The sequence below is a fragment of the Pseudomonas sp. HLT2-19-2 genome, from assembly GCF_054898005.1.
Genome location: NZ_CM142712.1, coordinates 2026834 through 2041235, shown reverse-complemented (window position 1 = coordinate 2041235; position 14402 = coordinate 2026834). Strand labels below are relative to the sequence as shown.

The window sequence follows — 14402 nt, the reverse complement described above, 5'->3', positions numbered from 1 at the left end:
TGATTGATTCAGCAACATATCTTTGCGCCCTGCCGAACATCGCTTCTTCAATTGCTGGCTGATGACTCGTTGCGCGCTCACGCCTAACAACGACGGGGCCTGCGACGTGAAATGACTGACAAACACTTCCCCTATCGACGTCGGAAATGCCCTTCAAATAGCTAGGCTGTTGCCGTAGGACACAGTTTGAAATAGTCACCCGGTTGAATAGCCCGGTTCAGCACCTTATATACCCCGCAGTACGCTACATCTTTAGCATGAGGAGATTTCTACAACCATGATGCGCATCCTGCTGTTTTTGGCCACTAACCTGGCGGTCGTGCTGATTGCCAGCATCACCCTGAGCCTTTTCGGCTTTAACGGGTTCATGGCGGCCAACGGGGTTGATCTCAACCTCAATCAGCTGCTGATTTTCTGTGCGGTCTTTGGTTTCGCCGGTTCGCTGTTCTCGCTGTTCATCTCCAAGTGGATGGCGAAGATGAGCACCAGCACCCAAATCATCAGCCAGCCGCGCACACGTCACGAGCAATGGCTGCTGCAAACCGTCGAGCAATTGTCCCGGGAAGCCGGGATCAAGATGCCCGAAGTCGGTATTTTCCCGGCCTACGAGGCGAACGCGTTTGCCACCGGCTGGAACAAGAACGACGCATTGGTCGCGGTCAGCCAAGGCCTGCTCGAGCGTTTCTCGCCGGATGAAGTGAAAGCTGTTCTGGCACACGAAATCGGCCACGTGGCCAATGGCGACATGGTCACCCTGGCCCTGATCCAGGGCGTGGTGAACACCTTCGTGATGTTCTTTGCGCGGATCATCGGCAACTTTGTCGACAAGGTGATCTTCAAGAATGAAGAAGGCCAGGGCATTGCCTACTACGTGGCGACCATCTTCGCCGAACTGGTCCTGGGCATTCTGGCCAGCTCCATCGTCATGTGGTTCTCGCGCAAACGTGAGTTCCGTGCCGACGAAGCCGGTGCACGCCTGGCGGGCACCAACGCGATGATTGGCGCCCTGCAGCGCCTGCGTGCGGAGCAAGGGCTGCCAGTGCACATGCCGGACACCTTGAATGCTTTCGGCATTAACGGCGGCATCAAACAAGGGTTCGCCCGCATGTTCATGAGCCACCCGCCGCTGGAAGAACGCATCGACGCATTGCGTCGTCGGGGCTGACAGTCCTGCGGTGACAAAAAAGGGGCGATCTGATGATCGCCCCTTTTTTGTGCGTTGCTGTTCCATCAACTCATCAGGCGATACACCCGCTCTTCAAGCCGCGTCACACCGCTTTCCAGAAACTTCCAGCTCTCACCCAGAACGTCCTGGTCCTCCAGAATCTTTAACTTCCACGAAGCCCCGAACAACCGTTGCACTTCGTCATCCAGCACGGCAAAGGGTGGTCCGTCCATTTGCGGCTGGTCGTAGTCCAGGGTAATCAGCAGCCCCAAAGAATCCTTTGGAAGAATCCGCTTCAGATGCTCGGCGTACTGCTCACGCATTGTTGGCGGTAAGGCGATCAACGCAGCGCGGTCGTACAGCGCACTGCAATCGGCGACATCGCCGGCAGTCAACGCGAAGAAATCACCACACCAGATCTCGATCGAGCCCGCCCGATAGACAGTGAACGGGCCTTGGTCGCTGACGTCTGGATCAAATTGATGCTCGTGGAAAAAATCTTCCACCGCTTTTTCCGACAGCTCGACTCCCAACACCTCGTGACCGCACTTCGCCAGCCACAGCAGATCCAGGCTTTTCCCACATAGCGGCACCAGTACGCGCGCGCCCTCTTCCAGGCCCAGCTGCGGCCAGTACCGTTGCAGATATGGATTTACTTCCGGCAGGTGAAAGCCGATCTGATTCGACGTCCACCGCTTGTGCCAAAACTCCGGCTGCATAATTAATCCCGAAAATTCGATCAAAAGACTCTAAAACTTATATTAGATTTAGATCAATGATCTGACTGAAGATGATGCCATCTTACGCCTCAGGAGCTCATTCATGTTCCCCAGCCTGTACATATCCCATGGCTCGCCCATGTTGGCACTGGAACCGGGCGCCAGCGGGCCCGCCCTCGCTCGCCTGGCCGCAGAATTACCGAAACCCAAGGCCATCATCATTGTTTCCGCGCATTGGGAAAGCAATGAATTGCTCGTCAGCGGCAATCCCCAGCCTGAAACCTGGCATGACTTCGGTGGCTTCCCACAGGCGTTGTTTGACGTGCAATACCCGGCGCCCGGCGATCCACAATTGGCCGCAGAGGTTGTCGAACTGCTGAAGAGCAATGGCCTGTCTGCACGCATCGACGCCGAACGGCCGTTCGACCATGGGGTCTGGGTGCCCTTGTCGTTGATGTATCCACACGCCGATATCCCCGTGGTGCAAGTCTCGCTGCCCACCCGTGGTGGCCCGTCCCTGCAAACCCGCGTCGGCCATGCGCTGGCCAGTCTGCGCGAACATGGCGTGCTGTTGATCGGTTCCGGCAGCATCACCCACAACCTGCGCGAACTGGACTGGCACGCAGGCCCGGAAAGCGTCGAACCCTGGGCCCAGGCATTTCGAGACTGGATGATCGAAAAACTCGCTGCCAACGACGAAACCGCATTACACGATTACCGACAGCGAGCACCTAATGCCGTGCGCAACCATCCCAGTGAAGAACATTTGCTGCCGTTGTACTTCGCGCGCAGTGCGGGAGGGACCTTCAGCGTGAGCCACAAAGGGTTCACCATGGGCGCGCTGGGTATGGACATTTACCGGTTCGGGTAATGACAGAACCGAGACCTGTGGCGGCCAGGCTCAGACCACATCGACCCCGACATGAATTGCATCATGACGCCAAAACTCCAGATCACAATCGATCAACCGCTCATACTGATCGTAATTGACCCGAGCGATGCGCAAACCCGGACTCCCCACCGTCACTCGTAAAGCAGCCGCCGCATCTACCGACAACGCCGTCGGCACAATCTCGAAACGCACCCGCCCATAATGCAAATCGTAATGCCGCGCGTACAGCTCGGTAATCGACTGATTTAAATCGAAATCCAGAATCCCCGGGAAAAACTGCGGATTCAAATAGTGCTCCACGTACAACACCAGTCGCTCATCAATCCGCCGCGCCCGGCGAATCTGAATCACGCTCGACAACGCCGGCAACTGCAACCAGGCACAGACCGCCGCCGACGCCGGTTGCAACCGCGCTGAAATCACCTCGGTGGACGGTACACGCCCCTGTGCACTGACCATCGCGTGAAAGTGACTGCGTTGCATCAGGTTATACGCCAGGCGCGGTGGCGACACGAACCAGCCACGGCGCTCCTCCCGATAAATCTGACCCTGGGCTTCCAACTGCAACAACGCTTCACGCACGGTGATTCGCGTGGTACCGAACAACTCACTGAGTTTACGCTCGGCCGGCAGTTTGCTACCGGGCGCCAACAGGCCATGGTCAAGCTGTTCCTGCAGAACCTGCCCGATCGCTGTCACCGCTTTGGTTGTCTCGATGCGCATCAACGTTACCTATCTGGACTAGACCAGCACTGTTTCGGGGCGGAACCGCGATTCAATCGGCTCCCATCAACTCCCTGCAAGCCTAGGCACTGCTTATGACTGACAGATGACAAAGCCGCCGAACGGTTGATCCAGACACCTGCAATTTCATGGCCAAGTCCTTTCATATCAGCTCTTTAGCCATGGTCTACGCTTACCCCGGAGCCTGAGCATTCCAGCGCTGAACATAGAGCTAGACCGGTCGTCGACATCAAAATGTCATCCAACCGGCCTAAATTGGCTCAGGTATTGCTGACCTAGACCAACACAACCGCAAATTGCAGCGTTGAAAACGCCCAAAGGAGCTTCGGATGAAAAAGCTTTTCCTGGCATCACTGTTAGGCTCGACCATTGCCATGTGCACCGCCGCCATGGCCGCTGACACCGACTTGAAAACTCTGGAAGCCGCTGCGAAAGCGGAAGGTGAGGTCAACAGCGTCGGCATGCCCGATAACTGGGCCAACTGGAAAGGCACTTGGGATGACCTGGCCAAGAACTACGGCTTGAAGCACATCGACACCGACATGAGCTCGGCCCAGGAAATCGCCAAGTTCAAAGCTGAAAAAGACAACGCCACGGCTGACATCGGTGACGTCGGTGCAGCCTTCGGCCCGATCGCGGTCAAGCAAGATGTGGTGCAACCTTACAAACCCTCTACTTGGGATCAGATTCCAGATTGGGCCAAGGACAAGGACGGCAATTGGGCGCTGGCCTATACCGGCACCATCGCGTTTATCGTCAACAAGAAGCTGCTGCACGGTTCCGAAGCCCCGACCAAGTGGGCTGATCTGAAAACCGGTAAATACAAGGTTTCCATTGGTGACGTGAGTACCGCCGCCCAGGCCGCCAACGGCGTACTGGCCGCAGCACTGGCCAACGGTGGCGACGAAAAGAACCTGCAACCAGCGCTGTTGCTGTTCGCAGATATCGCCAAACAAGGACGCCTGTCCATGGCCAACCCGACCATCGCCACGATGGAAAAGGGTGAAATCGAAGTCGGCGTGGTCTGGGACTTCAACGGCCTGAGCTACAAGGCCAAGATGGCGAATCCGGATGATTACGTGGTGCTGATTCCATCCGATGGCTCGGTGATTTCCGGTTACACCACCATCATCAACAAATACGCGAAAAACCCGAACGCCGCCAAGCTGACCCGCGAGTACATCTTCAGCGATGCCGGTCAGATCAACCTGGCGCGCGGCAACGCCCGTCCGATCCGCGCCGACCACGTCAAATTGCCGGATGACGTCAAGGCCCAACTGCTGCCTAACGAGCAGTACAAAAAGGTCACGCCGATCAAAGACGCGGATGCGTGGGAAAAGACTTCCAAGGCTTTGCCGCAGAAGTGGAACGAAGAAGTCATCGTCAATATGCAATAACCCTGTAGCCCGCCATTTGGCGGGCTAATGGAGATCCCTGTGGGAGCGAGCAAGCTCGCTCCCACAGTGGACCGTGGTGAATTCGAGTTTATGAATTTCTGTTTTGCGGAGTTTTTGCCCCTATGAAGCACAACGTCATCCTTGTGGTGCTCGACGGCCTCAATTACGAAGTCGCGCGCCACGCCATGGGGCACCTGCAGGCTTATGTTGGCGCAGGACGCGCGTCGCTCTACAAACTGGAGTGCGAGCTGCCGGCCCTGTCCCGACCGCTTTACGAATGCATCCTCACCGGCGTCCCGCCCATCGAGAGCGGCATCGTCCACAACAACGTCTCGCGCCTGTCCAACCAGCGCGGCATCTATCACTACGCCCGTGATGCCGGCCTTACAACCGCCGCCGCTGCCTATCACTGGGTCAGCGAGCTGTATAACAATTCGCCCTTCGTTGCCGCACGGGATCGTCACACCGACAACCCCGACCTGCCGATCCAGCACGGTCATTTCTACTGGAACGATCACTACCCGGACTCGCACCTGTTCGCCGACGCCGAAAACCTGCGTCTGCGTCATGCGCCGAATTTTTTACTGGTCCACCCCATGAACATCGACGACGCCGGGCACAAACACGGTCTGGACACCCCGCAATACCGCAACAGCGCCCGCTCGGCGGACATTATTCTGGCCGACTACCTGCAAACCTGGCTCGACGCCGGTTACCAGGTGCTGGTGACCGCCGACCACGGGATGAACAACGACCGTTCCCACAATGGCCTGCTGGCCGAAGAGCGCGAAGTACCGCTGTTCGTTCTGGGAGATGCCTTCAGTTTCAACGCCGATGCCGCACCGAAACAGATTGAAATATGCGGCACCGTCTGCGAATTGCTGGGTGTGACCCACGACAAACCTGTCTGCCGGGAATTGCTCAAATGAACGCCATGACGCGCGGCAAATGGCTGGCAGCCTTGTGCCTGGTGCCTTTCGCACTGTTCTTTATCGTGTTCGAGATCGCCCCCCTCGTCTGGGTGATGATCAACAGCCTGCAATCGGAAGAGTTCGGCTGGGGCGTGGCGAACTTCACGAAGATCTTCAATTCGAAGTTCTATTTGCAAGCGATCCAGTACAGCCTCGAGATCAGTTTCTGGTCCAGCGTGTTCGGCATCATCATCGCCGTACTCGGCGCCTACTCCTTGCGCCGGGTCGACTCGAAACTGCGCAACTTCGTCAACGCCTTCGCCAACATGACCAGCAACTTCGCCGGCGTGCCCCTGGCTTTCGCGTTCATCATCCTGCTGGGCTTCAACGGCAGCTTCACCATTTTGCTTAAGCAGGCCGGGATCATTCAGGACTTCAACCTGTACTCGAAAACCGGGCTGATCATTCTTTACACCTACTTCCAGATTCCATTGGGCGTGCTGCTGCTCTACCCGGCTTTCGATGCCTTGCGCGAAGACTGGCGTGAGTCCGCCCAATTGCTCGGCGCCAACGGCTGGCAGTTCTGGCGCCACATCGGTTTGCCGGTGCTGACACCGGCGCTGCTTGGCACCTTCGTGATCCTGCTGGCCAACGCCCTGGGTGCGTACGCCACGGTGTACGCCCTGACTACCGGCAACTTCAACGTGCTGCCAATCCGTATCGCGGCGATGGTTTCCGGCGACATTTCCCTGGACCCGAACCTGGCCAGTGCCCTGGCCGTGGTGCTGGTGGCGTTGATGACCCTGGTGACCATCGTGCATCAGTTGCTGCTGAAGAGGAGCTACCATGTCTCGCGCTGAACTGGGCCCCATCGGTGTCTATCACCGGGTGGTGGTGTACTTGCTGTTTGCCATTCTGTTGTTGCCGCTGCTTGGGACGCTGATTTACTCAATCGCCAGCAGTTGGTCGGCGACCATTCTGCCCAGCGGCTTTACCCTCAAGTGGTACGTCCAGCTGTGGAGCGATCCGCGCTTTCTCAATGCGTTCGGGCAGTCGCTGCTGGTTTGCGTCGGCGCGTTGATTCTGTCGGTGGTGCTGATTCTTCCGTTGCTGTTCGTGGTGCATTACCACTTCCCCAAACTTGATGCGCTGATGAACATCCTGATCCTGCTGCCCTTCGCGGTGCCGCCCGTGGTGTCGTCGGTGGGGCTGTTGCAGCTCTATGGTTCCGGGCCGTTTGCGATGGTCGGTACACCGTGGATTCTGATTGGCTGCTACTTCACCATCGCGCTGCCGTTCATGTACCGGGCGATCACCAACAACCTGCAGGCGATCAACCTGCGCGACCTGATGGACTCCGCTCAGTTGCTTGGGGCCAGCACCTGGCAAGCCGCGTTCCTGGTGGTGTTGCCGAACCTGCGCAAGGGCCTGATGGTGGCGTTGTTGCTGTCGTTTTCGTTTCTGTTTGGTGAGTTCGTGTTCGCCAACATTCTCGTCGGCACCCGCTACGAAACCCTGCAGGTCTACCTCAACAACATGCGTAACAGCAGCGGCCACTTCACCAGTGCGCTGGTGATTTCCTACTTCTTCTTTGTGCTGGTTCTGACCTGGGCGGCCAATATCTTGAACAAGGACAAAAGCGAATGAGCTATGTCAGCGTCCAACACCTACAGAAAAACTACGCCGGCACCACCGTGTTCAGCGATATCAACTGCGAGATCCAGAAGGGCGAATTCGTCACCCTCCTCGGCCCGTCCGGCTGCGGTAAATCCACGCTGCTGCGCTGCATCGCAGGCCTGACGTCGGTGGATGGCGGCAAGATCCTGCTCGATGGCGCCGACCTCGTGCCGTTGAGCCCGCAGAAACGCGGGATCGGCATGGTGTTTCAGAGCTATGCGCTGTTCCCCAACATGACCGTGGAGCAGAACGTCGCTTTTGGTTTACGCATGCAGAAGGTCAACGCCGACGACAGCCATAAGCGTGTTGCCGAAGTGCTGAAACTGGTGGAACTCAACGATTTCGCCGCGCGCTATCCACATCAACTGTCCGGCGGCCAATGCCAGCGAGTCGCCCTCGCCCGATCGTTGGTGACCCGACCACGTCTGTTGTTGCTGGATGAACCGCTGTCGGCCCTCGATGCGCGGATTCGCAAGCACTTGCGCGAACAGATCCGTCAGATCCAGCGTGAACTCGGCTTGACCACAATCTTCGTCACTCACGATCAGGAAGAAGCCCTGACGATGTCAGACCGGATTTTCTTGATGAATCAGGGGAAAATCGTACAGAGCGGCGACGCCCAGACCCTTTACACCGCACCCATCGATTTCTTTGCCGCAGGTTTCATCGGCAACTACAACCTTCTGGACGCCGACAGCGCCACAAAACTGCTGCAGCGTCCCATTACCCACCGCATCGCGATTCGCCCGGAAGCCATCGAGCTGAGCCTGAACGGCGAACTCGACGCGCAAGTCCGCAGCCACAGCCTGTTGGGCAACGTGATTCGCTACCGGGTTGAAGCCCGGGGCGTGGAATTGGTGGTGGATGTGCTGAACCGCTCGGCGGCCGATCTGCATCCCGATGGTCAGCGTCTGGCGCTTTCCATCGATCCGACGGCCCTCTGTGAGGTAGCCTGATGCCTTTGCTGATGTTGAAGAGAGAACCGCACTGATGGCCCTGGCAATTTTTGATTTGGACGAAACCCTGATCCACGGTGACTGCGCCACCCTTTGGAGCGAGCAAATGGGCCGCCTGGGTTGGGTCGATCCCGAGTCGTTCATGCGTCAGAACAACGAACTGATGGACGCCTACAGCCACGGCAAGCTGCGGATGGAGGACTACATGACCTTCAGTCTCGAGCCGATGATCGGGCGCACTCCGCAAGAGGTCGACCATTTGGTAGGGCCTTGGGTGGAAGACTTCATCGAGCCGATCATCTTCAGCGACGCCACCAAAGCTATCGCTGCCCACCGCAAGGCCGGTGACCGGATTCTGGTGATCTCGGCGTCGGGCACGCACCTGGTCAGGCCGATTGCCGACCGTTTGGGCATCGACGAGATTCTCGGCATCGAGCTGGAAGTCGCGCACGGAGTTTATAGTGGCCACACCGTCGGCACGCTGACCTACCGCGAAGGCAAGATCACGCGCTTGCTGGAATGGCTGGATGCGGAGGAGGAAAATCTGGAAGGCGCTAGTTTCTACTCGGACTCACGCAATGACTTGCCGCTGTTGTTAAAGGTGGATTTCCCGCACGTGGTGAATCCGGATCCAGTGTTGCTTGAGCACGCCGAAAAAGCGGGCTGGCCGATCCATCTCTGGAAATAATCCCCCTTCCCCACTGATCGTTCCCACGCCTCTGCGTGGGAACGATCTAAGCCAGCCGGAAATCAGGTCAGGCTTGGGTCGATCACCAAGACTAACTTCCCCGCTACCTTATTGGTCGCCAACTCAGCAAATGCCGCTTCAGCATCTTTGATCGGGAAGGTCTTGGCCAGTTGCGGACTCAAACGCCCTTCGGCAAACAACGGCCAGACATGCTGGCTCAGATCACTGAACAAATCTGCCTTGAACTGATCGTCGCGACTGCGCAAGGTCGAACCCAGTAATTGCACGCGCTTGGCCAGCACCTGCGCCAGATCCAGCTTCGCCTCACGTCCGCCCATCAGGCCGATCAACACCCAACGGCCGTCGCGGGCCAGCAGTTTCAGATTCAACGTCGCGTAGTCACCGCCGACCGGATCAAGGATCACATCGAACGGCCCCAGATCGTTCAAGCTGTCCAGATCCCCGTTGCGCACTACCCCGCCTTGCGCGCCCAGCGCTTCGCAGTAAGCCAAACGCTCGGCGGAACCGACGCTGACCCAGCACGGGTTACCAAACGCCTTGCACAGCTGAATCGCAGCTGAACCGATTCCACTTGCTCCGGCATGCAGGAGAACTTTCTCACCCGGCTTGAGCGCAGCCAATTGAAACAAATTCAGCCAAACGGTCGCATACACTTCCGGCAGCGCTGCTGCCTCAGCCAGAGACAAACCTTCGGGAACCGGCAACGCATGCCGTCCGTCGACAACTACCTCCTCGGCCATCCCCCCCCCGGCCAGCAAGGCGCAGACCCGATCCCCGACCTGCCAGGACGAACCCGGCCCCACCTCGCTGATCACCCCCGAACACTCAAGACCCAGTACCTGACTGGCTCCCGGCGGTGGCGGATAAAGACCCGCCTTCTGTAGCAAATCGGCGCGATTGAGACCCGCAGCCGCCACTCGAATCCGAACTTGTCCTACATCGCATGTAGGACTGGGCTCTTCCACCCACGCCACTTGACCTTCAACGCCTTGCAATGCTTTCACAGTGCCTCCATAGTGAGTCTGGACTGAGCCCGTAGCTATAGCGCCGGGCTTTCTTGCATTTTTGACCGGCCCTTTGTGGAACCGGCGACTTCAAAGACGGCCTAATATGCGTGATCAATTGTCCCCGCGTCGAATCAGCATGAAGTATTTTTTCCCCAGCACCGCCCTAGCTCTATTCATTGGTATCGGCCTGTTGCCGATGTCGACCAATTCGTTTGCAGCCAATAGCTGGGACAAGCTTCAGCCTGATCGTGACGAAGTGATCGCCAGCCTGAATGTCGTCGAGTTGCTAAAGCGCCATCACTACAGCAAACCGCCTCTCGATGATGCGCGCTCGGTGATCATCTATGACAGCTACCTCAAGCTGCTGGATCCGTCGCGCAGCTACTTCATGGCCAGCGACATTGCCGAATTCGACAAATGGAAAACCCAGTTTGACGACTTCCTCAAAAGCGGCGACCTGAACGCCGGGTTCACCATCTACAAGCGCTACCTGGACCGCGTCAAAGCGCGTCTGGACTTCGCCCTTGCCGAGCTGAACAAAGGCGTCGACAAGATCGACTTCACGACCAAGGAATCCTTGCTGATCGATCGTAAGGACGCCCCTTGGCTCAAATCCACAGCAGAACTCGACGACCTGTGGCGCAAACGCGTCAAGGACGAAGTGCTGCGGATGAGGATTGCTGGCAAAGAGCCCAAGCAGATTCAGGAAACCCTGACCAAGCGTTACAAGAACCAATTGTCGCGCCTGGACCAAACCCGTCCGGAAGACATCTTCCAGGCGTACATCAATACCTTCGCCATGTCCTACGACCCGCACACCAACTATCTGTCGCCGGATAACGCGGAGAACTTCGACATCAACATGAGCCTGTCCCTCGAGGGCATCGGCGCCGTATTGCAGAGCGACAACGACCAGGTGAAAGTCGTGCGTCTGGTGCCGGCAGGCCCGGCCGACAAAACCAAGCAAGTCGCACCGGCTGACAAGATCATCGGCGTTGCCCAGGGCAACAAAGAAATGGTCGACGTGGTCGGCTGGCGTCTGGACGAAGTGGTCAAGCTGATCCGTGGGCCGAAAGGCACCGTGGTGCGCCTGGAAGTGATCCCGGCCAGCAACGCGCCGAACGACCAGACCACCAAGATCGTCCCGATCACCCGCGAAGCAGTGAAGCTTGAAGACCAGGCTGTGAAGAAGTCGGTCCTCAACCTGAAACAAGACGGCAAGGACTACAAGCTCGGCATCATCGAGATCCCGGCCTTCTACCTGGATTTCAAGGCCTTCCGTGCTGGCGATCCGGACTACAAGAGCACCACTCGCGACGTCAAGAAACTGCTGACCGAGTTGCAGAAAGACAAAGTTGACGGCGTAGTCATCGACCTGCGCAACAACGGCGGTGGTTCCCTGCAGGAAGCCACCGAGCTGACCAGTCTGTTCATCGACAAAGGTCCGACCGTTCTCGTGCGTAATGCCGATGGCCGGGTCGATGTGCTGGAAGATGAAAACCCGGGTGCGTTCTACAAAGGCCCGATGGCGCTGCTGGTCAACCGCTTGTCCGCCTCGGCTTCGGAGATTTTTGCCGGCGCCATGCAGGACTACCACCGCGCATTGATCATTGGCGGCCAGACCTTCGGTAAAGGCACCGTGCAGACCATTCAGCCGCTGAACCATGGCGAACTGAAACTGACCCTGGCCAAGTTCTACCGGGTTTCCGGCCAGAGCACCCAGCATCAGGGCGTACTGCCGGACATCAATTACCCGTCGATCATCGACACCAAGGAAATCGGCGAAAGCGCACTGCCTGAAGCCATGCCGTGGGACACCATCCGTGCGGCCATCAAGCCTGCGGTCGACCCGTTCAAGCCGTACATCTCGCAGCTTAAATCCGAGCACGAGGTACGCTCGGCCAAAGACGCGGAGTTCGTGTTCATTCGCGACAAGCTGGCCTTGGCGCAGAAACTGATGGCAGAAAAAACCGTCAGCCTCAATGAAGCTGATCGTCGTGCACAACACGCCGATATCGAAGCCAAGCAACTTGCCATGGAAAATATCCGTCGCAAGGCCAAGGGTGAAGAACCGCTCAAAGAGCTGAAGAAAGAAGACGAAGACGCGATCGCGGCCGAACCAGACAAGACCAAACCAGAAGACGATGCTTATCTGAGCGAGACCGGTCGGATTCTGTTGGACTATCTGAAACTCAACACCGCGGTAGCCAAGCACTAAGTTGTTACAAGCAAGATGATGGCAATTTAATGCTAACGCTCCCCGGAGCGTCATCAAACAGTCATCATTCTGTCGTGAAATACAGGACTGGGAGCCCTCTTTAAACCAAGAGTGTGCTCCCAGTCCTTTTTTTATCGCCAGAGATCGCCATGACCACTACCGAACAGCTGAGTGCCTTGAGTTCCATACTGGCTCAAAGCGGTTTGCACAGCCTGTTCCAGCCGATCATTTGCCTCTCTGAGCGACGCATTCTCGGTTACGAAGCACTCAGTCGCGGCCCCTCCAACAGTCCGCTGCACTCCCCCATCGCACTGTTCGCCGTCGCCCGGCAAGCTGGCCGCCTGAGCGAACTGGAGATCGCTTGCCGTGAAAGCGCTTGCCGCCGCTTCAACGAACAACAACTGCCCGGCAAACTTTTCCTCAACGTTTCTCCGGAATCCTTGCTCGAAGCCGCTCACCAACCCGGTCGCACCCTGCAACTGCTGCAGGATTTCGGCATACCGCCGAGTCAGGTGGTGATCGAACTGACTGAACAGACCCCGACCGACGATTTCGAGCTGCTGCAAACCGCGCTGCATCACTATCGAGCGATGGGGTTTTCCATTGCTCTGGATGATCTGGGTGCAGGCTATTCGAGCTTGCGGCTCTGGTCCGAATTGCGTCCGGACTACGTGAAGATTGATCGACACTTCATCGATGGCATTCACCAGGACGCCCTCAAGCGCGAATTCGTTGGCTCTATCCTGCAAATCGCCAAGGCGTCGCGGGCGCAAGTGATCGCCGAAGGCATCGAGCTGCCGGAAGAACTCGCGGTGTTGACCGAGATGGGCGTCGACCTGGTTCAGGGTTATTTACTCTGTCGGCCTCAAGAGCAACCGCCTCGGGATGCCCGAGCAATGATGCCAAAACATGACAGCACCGCCGTGGCGCTGAATGACGAAGGCAGCGACCTCAGCGCACTGCTCAACGATCAACCGGCCGTGGCCCGCGACACCCCGACCGCCACGGTGCTGGAAGCCTTCCGCCGCCAAGCCAACCTAAACTCACTGGCGGTGCTCGACGAGCAAGGCCACCCTTGCGGCATCGTCCATCGGCATTCGCTCTCGGACGCATTGCTGAAGCCCTTTGCCACCGACCTGTTCGCCCGCAAGCCGATCAGCCGCTTGATGAACGACGACTTTCTCGCCGTTGAGATGAGCCAGTCGTTGCAACAAGTGAGTCGCCTGATCACCAGCCGCGCGCGGCAGCGCATCGAAGAAGACTTCATCATCACCCTCAATGGCGCTTATCTGGGGTTGGGCCGGGTTATCGATGTGCTCAAACTGATTACCGAACTGAAAATCCAGCAAGCCCGCTACGCCAACCCGCTGACCCTGCTGCCGGGAAACGTGCCGATCCAGCAATGCCTGACACGGCTGCTGCAACAGCAACGGGAATCGGTGATCTGCTACGTGGACATCGACAGTTTCAAACCCTTCAACGACATCTACGGCTACGGCCGTGGGGACGAAGTCCTACTGTGTCTGGCACAATGCCTGAATGATCGCGTTGACCCTTCCCGCGACTTCGTCGGGCATATCGGCGGCGATGACTTCCTGCTGGTGCTCGGCCCGGAAGACTGGCGCAAACGTTTGAACCAGTTGCTGGACGACTTCCAGAGCCAGTGCCGACGCTTCTACCGCAGCGAGCACCTGGAAGCTGGCTGCTTCATCGCCCCAAACCGTCAGGGTGTGCGCCAGGAATTTGCGTTGCTGTCACTTTCAATCGGCGTGGTGCATTTACATCCACAGGCCTGTGGACACCTCGATGCAAGCCAATTGGCGGAGATGGCCTCGCAAGCCAAACACCACGCGAAGAATATGCCTGGGTTTAGCGTGCATGTGATTGATAGTTTGGCGATGCCAGAAGCCGAGGAAGCGTTGGTTGCCGGGCATCGGTGATCTGATCGTTTCCATGCTCTGGGAATGCCTCCAGGGACGCTCCGCGTTCCAGCCCCACCGCTGGTGT

At 57.7% G+C, this 14402-nt stretch carries 13 protein-coding genes; 10 read left to right on the top strand and 3 right to left on the bottom strand.

Features of this window, described 5'->3' with window-relative positions; translation table 11 throughout:
- Positions 1 to 277: 277 nt before the first annotated feature.
- On the top strand, positions 278 to 1165 hold the full coding sequence (gene htpX / locus ACYZTU_RS09490) for a protease HtpX (protein ID WP_282380135.1): 888 nt from the start codon (positions 278 to 280) through the stop codon (positions 1163 to 1165).
- Between the two features lie 65 nt (positions 1166 to 1230).
- Here the strand turns inward: htpX and ACYZTU_RS09485 are convergent, their stop codons facing one another.
- Entirely contained in the window at positions 1231 to 1884 is a 654-nt protein-coding gene (locus ACYZTU_RS09485) for a thiopurine S-methyltransferase (RefSeq protein WP_461969656.1), read from the bottom strand.
- Positions 1885 to 1987: 103 nt separating this feature from the next.
- On the opposite strand from ACYZTU_RS09485, the gene ACYZTU_RS09480 reads away from it, so the two are divergent.
- Positions 1988 to 2755, top strand: a complete 768-nt coding sequence (locus ACYZTU_RS09480) for a DODA-type extradiol aromatic ring-opening family dioxygenase (RefSeq protein WP_461969654.1) — start codon at positions 1988 to 1990, stop codon at positions 2753 to 2755.
- Positions 2756 to 2785: 30 nt separating this feature from the next.
- On the opposite strand, the gene ACYZTU_RS09475 is transcribed toward ACYZTU_RS09480, so the two are convergent.
- Positions 2786 to 3499 (bottom strand): UTRA domain-containing protein, encoded by a 714-nt coding sequence (locus tag ACYZTU_RS09475; RefSeq protein WP_461969652.1) that lies wholly within the window; start codon positions 3497 to 3499, stop codon positions 2786 to 2788.
- A 350-nt stretch (positions 3500 to 3849) separates the two neighbouring features.
- Between ACYZTU_RS09475 and ACYZTU_RS09470 the strand changes: the two genes are divergently transcribed.
- The 6 genes from ACYZTU_RS09470 (at position 3850) to ACYZTU_RS09445 (ending at position 9149) form a co-directional block, all read left to right on the top strand.
- Complete coding sequence (locus ACYZTU_RS09470; RefSeq protein ID WP_461969650.1) at positions 3850 to 4917, top strand: ABC transporter substrate-binding protein; 1068 nt, start codon at positions 3850 to 3852, stop codon at positions 4915 to 4917.
- Positions 4918 to 5039: 122 nt separating this feature from the next.
- Positions 5040 to 5846 (top strand): alkaline phosphatase family protein, encoded by an 807-nt coding sequence (locus ACYZTU_RS09465; RefSeq protein ID WP_461969649.1) that lies wholly within the window; start codon positions 5040 to 5042, stop codon positions 5844 to 5846.
- On the top strand, positions 5843 to 6688 hold the full coding sequence (locus ACYZTU_RS09460) for an ABC transporter permease (RefSeq protein WP_461969647.1): 846 nt from the start codon (positions 5843 to 5845) through the stop codon (positions 6686 to 6688). Before ACYZTU_RS09465 ends, ACYZTU_RS09460 begins: the two co-directional genes overlap by 4 nt.
- On the top strand, positions 6675 to 7475 hold the full coding sequence (locus ACYZTU_RS09455) for an ABC transporter permease (RefSeq protein ID WP_461969645.1): 801 nt from the start codon (positions 6675 to 6677) through the stop codon (positions 7473 to 7475). Before ACYZTU_RS09460 ends, ACYZTU_RS09455 begins: the two co-directional genes overlap by 14 nt.
- On the top strand, positions 7472 to 8461 hold the full coding sequence (locus ACYZTU_RS09450) for an ABC transporter ATP-binding protein (protein ID WP_461969643.1): 990 nt from the start codon (positions 7472 to 7474) through the stop codon (positions 8459 to 8461). Before ACYZTU_RS09455 ends, ACYZTU_RS09450 begins: the two co-directional genes overlap by 4 nt.
- 34 nt (positions 8462 to 8495) lie before the next feature.
- On the top strand, positions 8496 to 9149 hold the full coding sequence (locus ACYZTU_RS09445) for an HAD family hydrolase (protein ID WP_461969641.1): 654 nt from the start codon (positions 8496 to 8498) through the stop codon (positions 9147 to 9149).
- 62 nt (positions 9150 to 9211) lie between these two features.
- Here ACYZTU_RS09445 and ACYZTU_RS09440 read toward each other — a convergent pair whose 3' ends face one another.
- Positions 9212 to 10174 (bottom strand): zinc-binding dehydrogenase, encoded by a 963-nt coding sequence (locus tag ACYZTU_RS09440; protein WP_461969639.1) that lies wholly within the window; start codon positions 10172 to 10174, stop codon positions 9212 to 9214.
- 139 nt (positions 10175 to 10313) lie between these two features.
- Here ACYZTU_RS09440 and ACYZTU_RS09435 point away from each other — a divergent pair, with 139 nt between their 5' ends.
- Both ACYZTU_RS09435 and ACYZTU_RS09430 read left to right on the top strand, forming a co-directional pair.
- Positions 10314 to 12395 carry a carboxy terminal-processing peptidase gene (locus ACYZTU_RS09435; RefSeq protein ID WP_461970994.1) on the top strand — a complete coding sequence of 694 codons (2082 nt, stop codon included), beginning with the start codon at positions 10314 to 10316 and terminating at the stop codon, positions 12393 to 12395.
- A gap of 149 nt (positions 12396 to 12544) precedes the next feature.
- Positions 12545 to 14335: a bifunctional diguanylate cyclase/phosphodiesterase gene (locus tag ACYZTU_RS09430; RefSeq protein WP_461969637.1), complete on the top strand. Its 1791-nt coding sequence runs from the start codon at positions 12545 to 12547 to the stop codon at positions 14333 to 14335.
- Positions 14336 to 14402: the final 67 nt, after the last annotated feature.